Origin of the sequence: Tenacibaculum insulae, assembly GCF_964512435.1 — a bacterium.
Classification (GTDB): Bacteria; Bacteroidota; Bacteroidia; order Flavobacteriales; family Flavobacteriaceae; genus Polaribacter; species Polaribacter insulae_A.
On sequence record NZ_OZ208512.1, the window covers coordinates 1173289 to 1189376 of the forward strand.

The following is a 16088-nucleotide window of genomic DNA, read 5'->3' on the forward strand; positions in this document are numbered from 1 at the left end:
TTTAACTTATATTTTTTCTATAAATCGAACTTAATTCCCTGTGCCAAAGGAAGTTCGTCAGAATAATTTACCGTATTAGTTTGACGGCGCATATATACTTTCCAAGCATCAGACCCAGACTCACGTCCACCACCAGTTTCTTTTTCACCACCAAAAGCACCACCAATTTCAGCACCAGAGGTACCGATATTTACATTTGCAATACCACAATCAGAACCAGCATATGATAAAAACTTTTCAGCTTCTTTCATTTCGTTTGTCATAATTGCTGATGATAATCCTTGTGCAACTCCGTTTTGTTTATCAATTGCATTTTCTACTTCTCCAGAATATTTCATTAAGTATAAAATTGGTGCAAAAGTTTCGTGCTGTACAATTTCAAAATGATTTTCTGCTTCAATAATAGCTGGTTTTACGTAACATCCGCTTTCGTATCCTTCGCCAGTTAAAACACCACCTTCAACTAAAACATTTCCGCCTTCAGCTTTTGCTTTTTCAATGGCAGCTAAATATGTATTTACAGAATCGTGATCAATTAACGGCCCAATATGATTTTTTTCATCTAAAGGATTTCCAATCGTTAATTGCCCGTAAGCACCAACAATTGCATCACGTACTTTATCGTAAACCGATTCGTGAATAATTAATCTACGAGTAGAAGTACAACGTTGTCCACAAGTTCCAACTGCACCAAATACAGCACCAGGAACTACTACTTTTAAATCGGCAGTTGGTGTAATAATAATTGCATTGTTACCACCTAACTCTAATAAAGATTTTCCGAAACGCTGTGCAACTGTTGCTCCAACAATACGTCCCATTCTTGTAGATCCTGTAGCAGAAACTAAAGGAATACGAGAATCTGTTGTCATCATTTCACCAACTTTATAATCTCCATTAATAATAGAAGAAATTCCTTCTGGTAAGTTGTTTTCTTTTAAAATATCAGCAATAATATTTTGACAAGCAACAGAACATAAAGGAGCTTTTTCACTAGCTTTCCAAACACAAACATCACCACAAATCCAAGCTAAAGCTGTATTCCAAGCCCAAACCGCAACAGGAAAATTAAATGCAGATATAATACCAACAACACCAATTGGGTGCCATTGCTCTCGCATTACGTGTCCTGGACGTTCAGACGGAATTGTTTGTCCGTTTAACTGACGTGATAATCCTACAGCAAAATCACAAATGTCAATCATTTCTTGAACTTCTCCGTAACCTTCTTGTAAAGATTTACCCATTTCGTAAGAAACTAATTTACCTAACGGCTCTTTTAAATCTCTTAATTTATTACCAAACTGACGTACAATTTCTCCTCTTTGTGGAGCAGGCATATTTCTAAAAGATAAAAAAGCTTCAGTTGCCGTTTTCATTACCTTCTCATAATCATCCTTAGTAGTGGTGGTTACTTTACCAATTAAAGCACCATCCGTTGGTGAGTAAGAAGAAATAGTTTCTCCATTACCAAAGTTATTAGAACCTGTTGAAGTTCCATCATTTATGTCTTTTAATCCTAAAGTTGCTAATGCCTCTTTTATACCAAAATCTGCCATTTTATATTGTCCTTTTAGTTGTTTAACTTTTAAAGTTCAAAACTACGAATAATTTTACAAATTACTATTTTAAACAAAAACAATACTATTTGTTTAAAAACAAACAATATGTATTGATTTATAAAGTTGATTTAATTTTAAAAATTATCAAAGATTAAAGTACTTTTGTTGGTATAATGCAAAACACTATTTTTAACATACAATCCTCAAAAGACTTTAACAATGCTGCCTTAAATGTTTTTAAACATCAATTTAAAAACAATAAAGTATATCGTTCTTTTTGTGATTTACTGTACGTTCATCCTTCAGATGTAAAAACTATTGAAGAAATTCCGTTTTTACCCATTCAGTTTTTTAAAACAAAAAAAATACTTTCTTCTTCGGATCAAATTAAAGAAACATTTACAAGTTCTGGTACTACCGGAAGCCTTACAAGTAAACATTTTGTAACGGATTTGTCGTGGTACGAAAACAGTTACTTAAAAGGATTTAATCATTTTTATGGAAACATTGAAGACTATGTTGTTTTAGCATTATTACCAAATTATTTAGAACGAAAAGGATCTTCATTAGTTTATATGGTGGATGATTTAATTAAAAAATCGAACCATTCTGATAGCGGATTTTACCTAAACAATTTAAACGAATTGGCTAAAAAACTTGTGCAATTAGATGCACAAGGAAAAAAAGTTTTACTAATTGGAGTTTCTTTTGCCTTGTTAGATTTAATTGAAATACATCAATTTCAATTAAAAAACACCGTAATTATGGAAACTGGTGGAATGAAAGGACGCAGAAAAGAATTGATAAGAAGTGAACTACATGCCATTTTAAGTAAAGGTTTTGGTATTGATAAAATTCACTCAGAATATGGTATGACTGAACTTTTAAGTCAAGCATATTCAACAGGAAATGGGCTTTTTAATTGCCCTCCGTGGATGCAAATTTTAACACGCGATACCGAAGATGCTTTAACTATTTTGCCCAAAGGAAAATCGGGCGGAATAAATATTATCGATCTAGCAAATTACAATTCTTGTTCATTTATTGCTACGCAAGATTTAGGAAAAGTGCATCAAAATAATGAAATAGAAATTATTGGTCGTTTTGATAATTCTGATATTCGAGGCTGTAATTTAATGGTACTCTAAAAAATTTGTAAGCTTTTAAAATGTTTATCGACTTTTGTATAAACTAAACTATTATGAAAAACTTTTTACTCCTTTTATTTTTAAGTACGACCGCTAATTTTTTCGCGCAAAAAATAGATTATAATACTAAAAAAGGCTTCATTGCCGAAGGTTACGACGTAGTTGCTTATTTTGTAGATAAAAAGCCTATAGCAGGTAAAAAGAAATTTTTAACTACATATGATGGTGTAAAATTAAAATTTTCATCAGCAAAAAACTTAACTACTTTTAACGAAAATCCAACTAAATATATGCCTCAATATGGCGGTTATTGTGCGTATGCTATTGCTGCCAAAAAAAACAAAATGTATATAGATGCTGAAGCTTATGAAATTAGAAATGGGAAACTGTATTTGTTTTATACCTCTTGGTTTTCGAGTGCTTTAGATGTTTGGAAAGAAGGTGATACTAAAAAATTACAAAATCAAGGTGACATAAATTGGGAAGTATTAAAGCATAGAAATAAATAATGAAAAATTTATTAATCGTATTTCTATTCATTTCTACAGTAACTTTTGGACAACAATACAATACTAAAAAAGGAATAATAGCTAACGGATATGATGTTGTTGCTTATTTTTCTAACAAAGCTGTAAAAGGAACTAAAAAAATTACCACTACTTATAATGGGGTTGTTTTTCATTTTTCATCAGCAAAAAACTTAGCTACTTTTAACGAAAACCCAAATAAATACATGCCTCAATATGGCGGTTATTGTGCGTATGCTATTGGAAAATCATCAGAAAAAGTAGGTATTAATCCTAAAACTTTTGAAATTAGTAATGATAAATTGTACTTGTTTTATAATGCTTGGGGAACCAATACCTTAAAACTTTGGAAACAAGAAAATCCTGAAAAATTAAAAAAACAGGCAGATATAAACTGGAAAAAAATCATCAAAAAATAACATAAGCTTCTTTTTAAGAAGCTTTTTTAATGCTTATTTTTGTTAAAAAACAATTTCTATGCACAATTTTTCTTTTTTCAACAGAAAAAACATTCAACAAGAATTACAAGAAACCGAATATGATATTTTAATTATTGGAGGTGGAATTACAGGTGCAGGAATTGCTTTAGATGCAGCTTCGCGTGGAATGAAAGTTGCGTTGATTGAAAAAAATGATTTTGCCTCGGGTACTTCAAGTAAATCAACCAAACTAATTCATGGTGGTTTACGTTATTTAAAACAATTTGATTTTTGGTTGGTAAAAGAAGTAGGTACTGAGCGCGCTATTGTTCATAAAATTGCACCGCATTTGGTAATTCCAGAAAAAATGATTTTACCTTTAATTGATGGCGGAACATACGGATCGTGGTTAACATCAGTAGGTCTAAAAGTTTATGATGTTTTAGCAGCTGTTGAAGGCGATGATAAACGTAAAATGTTAGACAAAAAAGAAGCTTTAGTAAAAGAACCTTTATTACCTTCAAACATTTTAAATGGTGCTGGTTATTATGCTGAATATCGTACAGACGATGCTCGTTTAACTATTGAAGTTTTAAAAACTGCTAGCCAATACAACGCACAAATACTTAATTATACCAAAGCCAACGAATTTATTTATGAAAATAAACGTGTGGTTGGCGCTAAGGTTACCAACCAATTTACTAATGAAACTTATAATATTAAGGCTAAATATGTAGTTAATGCTGCAGGACCTTGGGTAGATGAATTACGACAAGTTAACAATTCGAAAATTGGTAAAAGATTACACTTAACCAAAGGCGTTCATTTGGTTGTTGCACATGAAAAACTACCAGTAAAACAATCCGTATATTTTGATGTTCCTGATGGTCGAATGATGTTTGCAATTCCTCGCGGAAAAGTAACTTATTTTGGTACTACCGATACAAATTTTCAGCAAGATAAAAACACCGTAGAAACTAGCATTGTAGATGCTGCTTATTTAATTGAAGCAGTTAATAATATGTTTCCTGATATTAATTTATCTATTACAGATATTCAATCTTCATGGGCAGGATTGCGTCCTTTAATTCACGAAGAAGGAAAATCTGCTTCAGAATTATCTCGTAAAGATGAAATTTTTGTTTCCGATACTAAATTAATTTCTATTGCTGGAGGTAAATTAACAGGGTATCGTAAAATGGCAGAGCGTATTGTTGATTTAGTTACTAAAAAAATGAAACGTAGGTTTGAAATAGAATTTGATACCATACAAACTGAAGAAATTATACTAGCTGGTGGTCCATTTCAAAATTATAAATCGGTAAACATATATATAAATCAGGTATATAAAATCTTAAAAATAGATGGATTTACAAAAACAGATGCTGCTTATTTAGTGCATAATTATGGTAAACAAACCGATATAATTTTAGATAAATTTAATGAAATTAAAGAAAAAGATACAGAATTACGTTTATTAAAAGCTGAAGTTTGGTTTACCATTCAACATGAAATGACCTGTACTCCTACCGATTTTTTTATGCGTAGAACCGGACGTTTGTTTTTTGATAAACCAAGTGTAGATACTTATAAAGCGGCAATTTTAAATGAATTTACCAATTACTTTAGTTGGAATGTAGAAACTGCATTAAAACATCAACAAAAATTAGACAACAAAATTAAGCTAACTGTAAATTTTAAGTAGTTTTTAACTTAAAAAAATTGCTGGTTTTTAAAAGTGTTTTATCTTTGCGCCCCTTATATTATTTTTTATAACTGTTTATATTCCCCTAATTTTCAGTAAAATGAAACAAAAAACACTAATCGTATTATTTTTATTAACTAGTTTTATCGTAAAGAGTCAATCTGTAAATGTTATTTCTGATGCTGATTTTGATAATCTTAAAATAAATAATGCAAAATTCCTAGATTTAAAAAAAACCAAAGGAAATCAATCTAAAGTTGAAGCCTTATTAGGTGCAGTAACTTCTTATAAAGTTGATGAAAACGAAACTTATTATTACTTTGTTTTTAAAGGTTTAAAAATAGATTTTTCTACAATGGGTAAAAGTAAACCCTATATAGAATCTTTTGAAATTAATAGCAATGAAACTACTATCGCTATTAAAGATACCGCTATTTCTATTGGAGATAATATTGATAAACTAGGCACTGTTCTTTTTAGTGTGGGTAGAAATGGATCGAAAAGTATTTTATACTCAACTTGTGAAGATTGTGATGTTTTTATAAATATTGAATTTGACCAAACATCAAACCTTATTACAAAGATTAGTTATATGGATATGTCGTAATTAAACATGATTTAAAAAAAGCAGCGCTAATAGTTAAACTATTAGCGCTGCTTTTTTTTATGCTGTTTTCTCGTGCGCTTCTAAATCCTTTGTTAAATCTAACTTTCGTAAAGTAGGATTTATAATTCCAGTAGTTACCACGGTAATTAAGGTCATCGTACCACCAAAAACTACGGCAGTAACTGTACCCATAAGTTTTGCTGTTACTCCGCTTTCAAAAGCACCCAATTCGTTAGACGAACCTACAAACATTGAGTTTACCGAAGCTACTCTACCACGCATATGGTCGGGCGTTTTTAATTGCAATATTGTTTGACGAATTACCATTGAAACGCCATCGGTAACACCGCTAAAAAATAAAGCCACAATAGAAATCCAAAATACAGAAGACAATCCAAATACAATAATACAAACACCAAAGCCAAAAATTGCCGTTAACAGCTTCATTCCAGCATTTTTACTAATTGGTATGTAAGCTGTTATTAACATCGTTAAAAATGCTCCTATTGCTGGTGCAGCGCGCAAAGCACCAAAACCTTCTGGACCAACTTTTAAAATATCTTGTGCATACACTGGTAATAAAGCTACTGCCCCACCAAAAAGTACCGAAATCATATCTAAAGTAATGGCTCCTAAAATAGCTTTGGTTTTAAAAACAAAACTAATTCCTTCTTTTAAACTTTTCATTACAGGCTCTCCTATCTTCGGATTTAAAATTGGTTTTTTCTTCACAAAAAATACCATTAAAAATGAAAATACCACCAAACTAAAAACAATACAAAGCGACCAATGAACACCAATCCAAGAAATGGTAAACCCAGCAAAAGCTGGCCCTAAAACAGAAGCCATTTGCCAAGTAGAGCTACTCCAAGTTGCAGCATTTGGGTATAATTTTTTAGGAACTATTAAGGCTATTAATGAAAATATGGTTGGCCCAAAAAATGAACGTAAAAGTCCGCCAAAAAATACCAATCCATAAATTGAATATAAAACAATATTGGTTTCCCAGCCTTTAATAAAACTAGGCAATGTTAAAAAAAATAAGCCTAAACTTATTAATGAAAAAGTACCTATACAAAGGGCTAATAAATTTCTTTTTTCTTTTTGATCAACAATATGACCCGCAAATAATGCCATTGAAACTGCCGGAATTACTTCCATTAATCCAATAATACCAAGCGAAAGTGGATTTTTAGTAATGCTATACACTTGCCACTCAATAATAATAAATTGCATAGACCAAGCAAATACCAATGCAAACCTAACAAGTAAAAAAATATTAAATTCTTTAATTCTTAAGGAAGCGTACGGATCTTTTTTATCCATGGTATTAATTCAATTTTAAATCCATTAAAATGGCAAAAGTTTCATTAACATCTTCTTCTTTTACAACAATTGTCATTTCATGAGTAGTAGATATTACTTCTTGTACGGCTATATTTGCCCACGCAAATTGCTTTAAAATAAAGTAATATATTCCTGATTGTTCTAAATTATCTTTCGGAAGTTTAATGGTTATTGAAGCTAAATCGTTTACATTATTAATTAACGTTTCGCTTTTAAAAATTTCTTCAACATAATGTTGTAAATTTTTACTAGTAACAATATTTGTTTCGAAAATTCCTTGAGAAACTGTTAAGAAATAATCATTACTATCGGCAGATTTGCTTAAAATTTTAGCAATTTCTTTTAATAAAGATGACGTATTTTTAAAGGTAAAATCGCACAAATCAGATCTAACAATAACATCTCCTAAATCGAGCGCTAATTTTTTAATATTTTTTCGAACACGAAGTTCATTAGCTGGTGATAATCTATTAATAGCCATCATAACCGCACCAACTTTTACATCTTTTTTAAGCAATTTTGATACTTCTGGCAGTACAACTCTTGCTAAAGATGATACGTTTATTAGTTTTTCATTTAAAGCCTCTTCAATAAAAGGGGTTTTTCTTATCGTAATTTCTACAGCTTCTTGAATTGTCTTCATGTTGTTTAATTTTAAACAAAAATAATTAAAATATAACCAATAGTAAAATTATTCTATTTTTTTAATATTGTTATAAATTAGAACAAAAAGGTATGATAATCAGATTTTTAAATTAAATTTGCTTTTAGTATATAAAAATACAAAACCTACACAACTAAATTACAGAAGCGATTGATGGGTACCACTTCTTTTTATTAAGAAGGATTATTTGTACAAATGCAAACAACTAATCTAATCTATTTGTTAACTTTAAAAACTCATCTTTCGCTTCTTTTTTACCGTACAAAACATTGTAAACTGCATCAATAATAGGAGTTTTAGCTCCATTTTTTTCATTGATTTTATAAGCGCTTTTTGTTGCATAATATCCTTCGGCAACCATACTCATTTCTAACATGGCAGATTTTACGGTGTATCCTTTACCAATCATGTTACCAAACATTCTGTTTCTACTAAAAACGGAATATCCTGTAACTAATAAATCACCTAAATAAGCCGAGTTATTAATATTACGTTTCATTTTATGTACTTTTTTAATAAAACGCTTCATTTCTCGAATTCCGTTACTCATTAACACCGACTGAAAATTATCTCCATATCCCAAACCATGAGCAATACCAGCTGCAATTGCGTATATGTTTTTTAACATAGCTGCGTATTCAGTACCAATAATATCATCAGAAATTTTTGTTTTTATATAGCGTCCTGCAATATAAGTACTCAAGTTTTTTGCTTTTTCTTGATCTTGACAAGCTAAAGTTAAATACGATAAACGTTCCATCGCAACTTCTTCAGCATGACAAGGCCCAGTAATTACACCTATATTGCTAAAAGGAACATTATGAATATCATGAAAATGCTCGCCAACAATTAATCCTGTTTCGGGAACAATTCCTTTAATTGCCGAAAAAATAACTTTATCTTTTAAAGATGCTGTTAATTTTTCTAATTCGGTATTTACAAAGGCAGACGGAATTGCAAAAATTAAAATATCATAATTTTCAACGATATAATTCATATCATCAGACAAATCTAGCTGTTCGGGTTGTAGTTCTGCCGAACTTAAGTAACTAGGATTATGTTTATTACGTTTTATATGCTCAATTGCATACACGCTTCGCATATACCAACCAATAGTATCTAAATTTTCAGATAACATTTTAACAATGGCAGTAGCCCAACTTCCTCCACCTAAAACTGCTATTTTAGTTTGCTTACTCATATCTAAATTTGTTTGTTATACAAAATTAAGAAATCTATATGCTTCTTTTAAATCTTAAGGGTATTATATTTGATTTTTGAAAAATTTATAAGCATGGAAGTACAAATTATCAATAAATCGAAACACGAAACACCAAATTACGAAACCGAAGGTTCTGCAGGAATGGATTTACGTGCAAACATTAATGAAACAATTACTTTAAAGCCGTTAGAGCGTGCCATTATAAAAACTGGTTTATTTATCGCTTTGCCTGTTGGTTTTGAAGCTCAAGTACGTCCGCGAAGCGGATTGGCTGCTAAAAATGGGATTACTGTATTAAATGCTCCTGGAACTGTAGATGCAGATTATCGTGGTGAAATTGGAGTGATTTTAGTAAACCTTTCTAACCAAGATTTTATGATTAATGATGGCGAACGTATTGCACAATTAGTAATTGCAAAACACGAGCGCGTAAACTGGCAAGAGGTAAGCGTTTTAAGTGAAACTGAACGTGGTGAAGGAGGATTTGGAAGTACGGGAGTTTAAATTAACTTTTTATAAAGTTGACTCATTTTACGTACTTTATCATATAATAATTCAAAGTCTAAAAAACAATGTGAATGATATTGAAAGCCTAATTTTTTATAAAATTCAAAAGCTTGCGGTTGCTCATTCATAGCATCTAACCAAATGAGTTCATATTGTTTTTTTATGGCTTCTTTTTCTAGCCATTTTACTAATTTTTTACCTATTCCGTTGCCTTGCGTTTTTGAATGCAAGTAAACACGATGTAATTTTACACACTTTTTATTACTAAAACCAACTAGTTTTTTATCCCAAATAACTCTAAAATTACCTATAAGCTCGTTTTTAAATAAAACAAAATAATAACGTGCGTTTTCTTCGGATAATTCTTTGAATATATGCTCTTTTGAATATTGTGAGTTTACATACCAATTGCCATTATCTTTCCAAAAATGACTATATGCTGCAGGATACACTTGTTGCATTAATGTAAAAAGAGATTCAGAATCGGTATTCAAAATCTCTTTTAATTGTATATTTTTTGATATAGTTATCAATAGTACTATTTTAAAAATAATGGATTATACTTTAATAAAAATTTTCTTTCTAAACATTGCATATCCTAAGGCTACATAAAATAAAACAACGGTTAAGCCGTATAGTAAAGAAGATAATTTATCAGAAAAAAAGGATTGTACAAAAATGCTTTTGTATAAGTAGTTGTGTAAATTAGTATCGCCAATTTTTGTTAAATACATAACTTTAGATATAAAACTAGATAAAAAATAAATGGTAATTGCATTCATACCAACATACTTAAAAACGGTTCCGAATTCTAATTGTTTAATATCTTTTAAATAATAAATTATTGCTAATATTAAAGTTGCCCAACCACTGGTTGCTAATACAAAACTACTACTCCAAATAGCTTTATTTATAGGAAACCAAACATGTAAAATATACCCTAAAACTAATAAGATGGTTGCTGCTAAAAAGAGTTGTTTAATATTTTTAAGCTCGTCTAATAACTTACCTATTAAAACACCCGATAAACAAGTAACTATTGATGGTATTGTGCTAAACAATCCTTCAGGATCATAATCTGGCTGCCACATATGTTTACCTAAAATATTTAAATCTATATAATTAGCCCAATTATTTGGTGCTCTATCAAAAGTTGGTAATGTACCGTCAGAAAAAGGAATAAAACCTAAAAATAATGCATAGCTAATTAATATTGTAATACTAATTGTTAATAAAACTTTCCAATTATAATTAATATATAAAAAGGCCGAGATAAAAAATACAATTCCTATTCTTTGTAAAACACCTGTAATTCTAAGAGTTTCTAAATCTTGAAAAAAAGGAAAATATGGTAAAAATATATTTAAAAATAAACCTAAACCTATTAGTTTTAAACTTCTTATCGCTATTTTTTTATAGGTTGTGGCTCCTTTTGTTTTGTTTTTATATGCAAAATAAATTGAGATTCCTACAATAAATAAAAAGAAGGGAAAAATTAAATCAGTAGGTGTTAATCCGTGCCATTCTGCGTGTAATAAAGGTGCATAAACCGCACTCCAGGTACTAGGAGTATTTACTAAAATCATGGCAACTATGGTAAAACCTCTTAATAAATCTACAGATTCAATTCTTTTTTTTGCAGTCATGTTTATAACCTTTAGGGGATTTTTAAAAATTTTTCAAAAATATTAAAAAATAACCACTCATTTACCCTAAAATGGGTATAATAATGTAATTTTTATAAAAAAAGCTGTTGATTTCTCAACAGCTTTTAATAATAAATAAACCTTTTAACTTAAAACTTATTCTTGATTTTCGATAGCATCTTTTATTTTTCCTTCAAGTTCTTCCATTAATTCAGGGTTATCTTTAATTAAACCTTTAACGGCGTCTCTACCCTGACCTAATTTTGTGTCTCCATAGCTAAACCATGAGCCACTTTTCTTTATAATTCCGTATTCTACACCAATATCTAAAACCTCACCAACTTTTGATATTCCTTTACCATACATAATATCAAATTCGGCAATTTGAAATGGTGGTGCTACTTTATTTTTTACAATTTTAACTTTGGTACTGTTACCAATAACTCTATCGCCATCTTTAATTTGTGTTCTACGACGAATATCTAAACGAACAGATGCATAAAATTTTAATGCGTTACCACCAGTTGTTGTTTCTGGATTACCAAACATTACTCCAATTTTTTCACGTAATTGGTTAATAAAAATAACAGTACATTTTGTTTTACTAATAGTACCTGTTAATTTACGTAATGCTTGAGACATTAAACGTGCATGTAATCCCATTTTAGAATCTCCCATTTCACCTTCAATCTCCGATTTTGGTGTTAAGGCTGCAACCGAATCAATTACTACAATATCAATAGCTCCTGAACGGATTAAATTATCTGCAATTTCTAATGCTTGCTCACCATGATCTGGCTGAGAGATAATTAAATTATCAGTATCTATTCCTAAACTTTCTGCATAAAAACGATCAAATGCGTGTTCAGCATCAATAAAAGCGGCAATACCTCCTGCTTTTTGAGCCTCAGCAATTGCGTGTAAAGTTAAGGTTGTTTTACCTGATGATTCTGGTCCGTAAATTTCAATAACTCTTCCACGAGGATATCCTCCAACACCTAAAGCTAAATCTAAACCTAATGACCCTGATGAAATAGCTTCAATATCTTCAACTTTGCTATCTCCTAATTTCATTACCGAGCCTTTTCCATAAGTTTTATCTAACTTATCTAAAGTAAGCTGCAATGCTTTTAATTTTGCTTCTTTTTCTTTATCTGCTGCCATAAATCGTGCTAATATATATTAAAAATAAGAGTGGCTAAGTTATAAAAAAGCAGTGTTTTTTTTATACTTTTTATCGTTTAATTATAAAGATGAAAAAATATGACATAAATCAGTTTAAAATGTGATAGTTAATTTTATTTTTGTTGTGTGAAACTGAAATTTACATATCGATTTTTTAGCTTTTTGCTGGCTTTAACTGTTATAAACTCTAGTTTATATCAAGCATATGTATCTATGTATTTTTTTGCTTATCAAGATTATATTATTAAAGAATTATGTGTTCAAAAAGATAATCAGCAAGGATGTAATGGTAAGTGTTACTTAATGAAAAAATTGGATGTAAAAGTTGCGGAAAAAGAAAATCCTGCTTCACAACCAAAAAGCGAAAAAGAATTTAGAGGTACCTTTATTTTGTACTTTGTAAAAAGTACTTTATTCGATTTTAAAAACGTTTTTAATATAAATAATGAAGGCTATGAATATTGCCTACAAAAAATACCTCTTTTGGTATTAGAAAAAGAAATTCCGCCTCCTAAAATTTTCATGAATTATATCGGTTAAAGAAGGTAAATATCTTCTTATTAAAATGGCACAATTAGGTATAAAATATACTTAATTGATTGCTGCTACACGTAAAAATTTAATAAAAATAATCATGAAAATTTTAAAATATATATTACCAATACTATTAATTACTTTTATCACATCTTGTAGTGATGATACTATAGAAGAAAAGGATGAAACTTCAGCTTTAAATTACATTCAAACTTTAAGTAATGATACTCATAATGTTGAAATTTTTTCAAAAGAAACTAATTTACATCAAGGATATAATGATGTTTTTTTAAGAATTGTTGAAAAAAATACAGATAACTACTTAACAAATGCAACAGTTACTTGGAGTCCAGTAATGCACATGACTAGCATGATGCATTCTTGCCCTAAATCTGCCATAACAAAAGCTAAAAATACCGAAACTCTTTACAATGGTTATATTGTATTTCAAATGGCAGAAAATGATACCGAAAAATGGTCGTTAACCATAAAATATACGGTTGATAATGTAGAATATACTGTAGAAGAACAAATTTCGGTTCCGGCTACTGATAAAAAAAACGTAACTGTTTTTATGGATGCAGCGCAAAACAGATATGTACTTGCTTTAATTAATCCTGAAAATCCAGAAGTTGGAATGAATGATTTTAAAGTGGGATTATTTAAAATGGAAACTATGATGGATTTTCCGATAGTAGAAAATTTTACCATAAAAAATGATCCAAGAATGCCAAGTATGGGAAATCATTCTTCGCCAAATAATACCGATTTAACTTTTAATACAACTTCAAAATTATACGAAGGAAATTTATCGTTAACCATGACAGGTTATTGGAAATTAAATTTAATGGCATATAACACCTTAAACGAACTTGTAAAAGGTGAAGAAGTTACTGATACTAACGAAAACAGTAGCCTTTATTTAGAAATAGAATTTTAATTTCATTAAAAAAGAGCTGCAAAATTGTGGCTCTTTTTTTAAAACTTTTTAAATGATACAACGTTATATACTTTCCTTTTTTATAGGAATAATTTCGCTTACAATACAATCACAGCAAAAAATAATTAAAAAAGATACTCTAGAAAAACATACTTTTTTAAATGAAGTGATTGTAATTAGTAAAAGAAACGATAAAATAAATAATAAAAAATACACGAAACCCTTAGCTAACTTAGACGATTTTTTAGAAAAATCACCTAAAATAAACATGATTAAAAGGGGTAATTATGCTTGGGAACCTAGTTTAAATAATATGGTTTCTGATCGACTAAATATAACCATAGACGGAATGCAAATTTTTGGGGCATGTACCGATAAAATGGATCCTATTACATCTTATGTAGATATTTCTAATCTCGAAAAAGTAGCCGTTTATTCTGGGCAACACGGTACCGAAAACGGACAAACTATTGGAGGTGCTATTGATTTAAAGTTAGATAAAAATAATTTTACTAATCAATATCATAAAATAATTACGGGAATTGATGTAGGATACGAAAGTAATTCTAACACCAAAATTATAGGTGCTGAAGCTAATTTTAGCAGTAAAAAATTTTATATAAATACTGATTTTATTAAAAGAAATGCCGATAATTATGTAGATGGTAATAACAACGAAGTATTATTTTCTCAGTACAATAAATATAATTTTTCTGCCATTGCAGGGTATAAAATTTCATCAAAAGAAAAAATTGGCGCAACTTTTATTTTTGATAAAGCTACCGATGTTGGTTATCCTGCCTTACCTATGGATGTTTCGTTAGCAAAAGCTACCATTGCTTCTGTAAATTACGAATATCAAAATAAAGATGCTTTATTTAATTATATTGATGCTAAATTGTATGCTAATAATATTACTCATGTTATGGATGATACCAAAAGACCTAATGTGCCTATTCACATGGATATGCCTGGTTGGAGTGATACATACGGATATTATGTAAAAACAAAATTGAAAAAAAACAAGCATCATTTTTCTGTAAATCTTAACGGATATTACAATAAATCGTTGGCAGAAATGACAATGTATCCTGCTAATAGTAGAGAAAAATTAATGTTTATGCTTACTTGGCCCGATGTAAAAACTTTATATAACGGATTGTTTATAAGTGATAATATTACCATAAATAATCAAACATCTATACAATTAAGTACCCGATTAGGATATCAATATAATAATATTGGTAGTGATTTTGGTTTAGGAAGTTTACAAATATTTTATCCTAATTTATCTGCTACAAAAAATAGATTTTTACCCAGTTTTACAGCGCAAATTATTAATAAAACTCCCCAATTTACCATTACTAATTCTTTAGGATATGGAGAAAGAGCTCCGTCAGTAAGTGAAGGATATGGTAATTTTTTATATAACAGTTTTGATAATTTTGATTATATCGGGAATCCTAATTTAAAAAATGAAAAATCGTTAGAATTTAATTCGAAAATAAAGTATAAAAACAACGCTTTAACTATTGGATTTGAAAACTCATTATTTTACATTTCTGATTACATAATTGGGGTTATTAATCCTAATTTTCAACCAATGGTTATTGGTGCAAACGGAGTAAAAACATACAGTTCATTAGATAAAGTTTTACAATTTAATTCTTCAGTAAATGTAGCTTATAAGTTTAATAAGCAATTTACTTTTAATAGTGGAATAACATATAATTACGGTAAAGAAATTAAGGGAGAAAAATTACCTTTAATTGCTCCTGTAACCTATAATGCAAGTATTGATTTTACTAATAATTTATTTACTTCAAACTTTGAAGTTATTGGTGCTGATACACAACGTAATTTTTCTAAAAATTATGGAGAAGATAAAACTAATAAATACACTATTTTTAATATAGATGCTGGTTACAAATTTTACATAAATAATGATGCTTTAATTATAAAAACAGGAGTAGAAAATATTTTTAATACTTATTATTCTACTTATTCAGATTGGCAAAATATACCAAGAATGGGTAGAAATATTTTTATTAACTTGTCTTATATTTTAAAATAAT

General features: G+C 29.5%; 16 protein-coding genes. 9 read left to right on the forward strand and 7 right to left on the reverse strand.

What is annotated here, in order from left to right; all coding sequences use genetic code 11:
* Positions 1-17: 17 nt before the first annotated feature.
* Entirely contained in the window at positions 18-1559 is a 1542-nt protein-coding gene (locus ACN5J5_RS05440; protein ID WP_418646290.1) for an aldehyde dehydrogenase family protein, read from the reverse strand.
* A gap of 176 nt (positions 1560-1735) precedes the next feature.
* On the opposite strand from ACN5J5_RS05440, the gene ACN5J5_RS05445 reads away from it, so the two are divergent.
* The 5 genes from ACN5J5_RS05445 to ACN5J5_RS05465 all read left to right on the forward strand — a co-directional run bounded on the left by ACN5J5_RS05445 (position 1736) and on the right by ACN5J5_RS05465 (position 5968).
* A complete protein-coding gene (locus ACN5J5_RS05445; RefSeq protein WP_418646291.1) occupies positions 1736-2710 on the forward strand; it encodes an acyl transferase in 975 nt (324 codons plus the stop codon).
* Positions 2711-2763: 53 nt separating this feature from the next.
* Positions 2764-3219, forward strand: coding sequence for a YHS domain-containing (seleno)protein (locus tag ACN5J5_RS05450; protein ID WP_418646292.1), 456 nt, complete (start codon positions 2764-2766; stop codon positions 3217-3219).
* Complete coding sequence (locus ACN5J5_RS05455) at positions 3219-3656, forward strand: YHS domain-containing (seleno)protein (RefSeq protein WP_418646293.1); 438 nt, start codon at positions 3219-3221, stop codon at positions 3654-3656. The genes ACN5J5_RS05450 and ACN5J5_RS05455 overlap by 1 nt, the downstream gene beginning before the upstream one ends.
* A 58-nt stretch (positions 3657-3714) precedes the next feature.
* Positions 3715-5361, forward strand: a complete 1647-nt coding sequence (locus ACN5J5_RS05460) for a glycerol-3-phosphate dehydrogenase/oxidase (protein ID WP_418646294.1) — start codon at positions 3715-3717, stop codon at positions 5359-5361.
* 100 nt (positions 5362-5461) lie between these two features.
* Positions 5462-5968 (forward strand): hypothetical protein, encoded by a 507-nt coding sequence (locus ACN5J5_RS05465; RefSeq protein ID WP_418646295.1) that lies wholly within the window; start codon positions 5462-5464, stop codon positions 5966-5968.
* A 57-nt stretch (positions 5969-6025) separates the two neighbouring features.
* Here ACN5J5_RS05465 and ACN5J5_RS05470 read toward each other — a convergent pair whose 3' ends face one another.
* From ACN5J5_RS05470 to ACN5J5_RS05480, 3 genes are all read right to left on the reverse strand, one after another.
* Positions 6026-7294 carry an MFS transporter gene (locus tag ACN5J5_RS05470; RefSeq protein ID WP_418646296.1) on the reverse strand — a complete coding sequence of 423 codons (1269 nt, stop codon included), beginning with the start codon at positions 7292-7294 and terminating at the stop codon, positions 6026-6028.
* Positions 7295-7298: 4 nt separating this feature from the next.
* Positions 7299-7958, reverse strand: a complete 660-nt coding sequence (locus tag ACN5J5_RS05475) for a hypothetical protein (RefSeq protein WP_418646297.1) — start codon at positions 7956-7958, stop codon at positions 7299-7301.
* 226 nt (positions 7959-8184) lie between these two features.
* Positions 8185-9180, reverse strand: a complete 996-nt coding sequence (locus ACN5J5_RS05480) for an NAD(P)H-dependent glycerol-3-phosphate dehydrogenase (protein WP_418646298.1) — start codon at positions 9178-9180, stop codon at positions 8185-8187.
* Between the two features lie 93 nt (positions 9181-9273).
* Between ACN5J5_RS05480 and dut the strand changes: the two genes are divergently transcribed.
* Entirely contained in the window at positions 9274-9705 is a 432-nt protein-coding gene (dut, locus tag ACN5J5_RS05485) for a dUTP diphosphatase (protein ID WP_418646299.1), read from the forward strand.
* On the opposite strand, the gene ACN5J5_RS05490 is transcribed toward dut, so the two are convergent.
* From ACN5J5_RS05490 to recA, 3 genes are all read right to left on the reverse strand, one after another.
* Entirely contained in the window at positions 9702-10241 is a 540-nt protein-coding gene (locus tag ACN5J5_RS05490) for a GNAT family N-acetyltransferase (RefSeq protein WP_418646300.1), read from the reverse strand. The two genes, dut and ACN5J5_RS05490, sit on opposite strands and share 4 nt — an antisense overlap.
* 24 nt (positions 10242-10265) lie before the next feature.
* Positions 10266-11354 (reverse strand): acyltransferase family protein, encoded by a 1089-nt coding sequence (locus ACN5J5_RS05495; RefSeq protein WP_418646301.1) that lies wholly within the window; start codon positions 11352-11354, stop codon positions 10266-10268.
* A gap of 156 nt (positions 11355-11510) precedes the next feature.
* Positions 11511-12518: a recombinase RecA gene (gene recA / locus ACN5J5_RS05500; RefSeq protein ID WP_418646302.1), complete on the reverse strand. Its 1008-nt coding sequence runs from the start codon at positions 12516-12518 to the stop codon at positions 11511-11513.
* 234 nt (positions 12519-12752) lie between these two features.
* Here recA and ACN5J5_RS05505 point away from each other — a divergent pair, with 234 nt between their 5' ends.
* From ACN5J5_RS05505 to ACN5J5_RS05515, 3 genes are all read left to right on the forward strand, one after another.
* Positions 12753-13079 carry a hypothetical protein gene (locus tag ACN5J5_RS05505; RefSeq protein WP_418646303.1) on the forward strand — a complete coding sequence of 109 codons (327 nt, stop codon included), beginning with the start codon at positions 12753-12755 and terminating at the stop codon, positions 13077-13079.
* Positions 13080-13173: 94 nt separating this feature from the next.
* Positions 13174-14013: a hypothetical protein gene (locus ACN5J5_RS05510; protein ID WP_418646304.1), complete on the forward strand. Its 840-nt coding sequence runs from the start codon at positions 13174-13176 to the stop codon at positions 14011-14013.
* Positions 14014-14065: 52 nt separating this feature from the next.
* A complete protein-coding gene (locus tag ACN5J5_RS05515; RefSeq protein ID WP_418646305.1) occupies positions 14066-16087 on the forward strand; it encodes a TonB-dependent receptor plug domain-containing protein in 2022 nt (673 codons plus the stop codon).
* The last annotated feature ends 1 nt before the right edge of the window (position 16088 follow it).

Coding starts and splice junctions, on each gene's coding strand:
- ACN5J5_RS05475 (WP_418646297.1), bottom strand. CDS start 7,958: ATGAAGACAATTCAAGAAGCTGTAGAAATTACGATAAGAAAAACCCCT.
- ACN5J5_RS05495 (WP_418646301.1), bottom strand. CDS start 11,354: ATGACTGCAAAAAAAAGAATTGAATCTGTAGATTTATTAAGAGGTTTT.
- ACN5J5_RS05445 (WP_418646291.1), top strand. CDS start 1,736: ATGCAAAACACTATTTTTAACATACAATCCTCAAAAGACTTTAACAAT.
- ACN5J5_RS05515 (WP_418646305.1), top strand. CDS start 14,066: ATGATACAACGTTATATACTTTCCTTTTTTATAGGAATAATTTCGCTT.
- ACN5J5_RS05505 (WP_418646303.1), top strand. CDS start 12,753: ATGTATTTTTTTGCTTATCAAGATTATATTATTAAAGAATTATGTGTT.
- ACN5J5_RS05455 (WP_418646293.1), top strand. CDS start 3,219: ATGAAAAATTTATTAATCGTATTTCTATTCATTTCTACAGTAACTTTT.
- dut (WP_418646299.1), top strand. CDS start 9,274: ATGGAAGTACAAATTATCAATAAATCGAAACACGAAACACCAAATTAC.
- ACN5J5_RS05470 (WP_418646296.1), bottom strand. CDS start 7,294: ATGGATAAAAAAGATCCGTACGCTTCCTTAAGAATTAAAGAATTTAAT.
- ACN5J5_RS05480 (WP_418646298.1), bottom strand. CDS start 9,180: ATGAGTAAGCAAACTAAAATAGCAGTTTTAGGTGGAGGAAGTTGGGCT.
- ACN5J5_RS05460 (WP_418646294.1), top strand. CDS start 3,715: ATGCACAATTTTTCTTTTTTCAACAGAAAAAACATTCAACAAGAATTA.
- ACN5J5_RS05450 (WP_418646292.1), top strand. CDS start 2,764: ATGAAAAACTTTTTACTCCTTTTATTTTTAAGTACGACCGCTAATTTT.
- ACN5J5_RS05440 (WP_418646290.1), bottom strand. CDS start 1,559: ATGGCAGATTTTGGTATAAAAGAGGCATTAGCAACTTTAGGATTAAAA.
- ACN5J5_RS05510 (WP_418646304.1), top strand. CDS start 13,174: ATGAAAATTTTAAAATATATATTACCAATACTATTAATTACTTTTATC.
- ACN5J5_RS05465 (WP_418646295.1), top strand. CDS start 5,462: ATGAAACAAAAAACACTAATCGTATTATTTTTATTAACTAGTTTTATC.
- recA (WP_418646302.1), bottom strand. CDS start 12,518: ATGGCAGCAGATAAAGAAAAAGAAGCAAAATTAAAAGCATTGCAGCTT.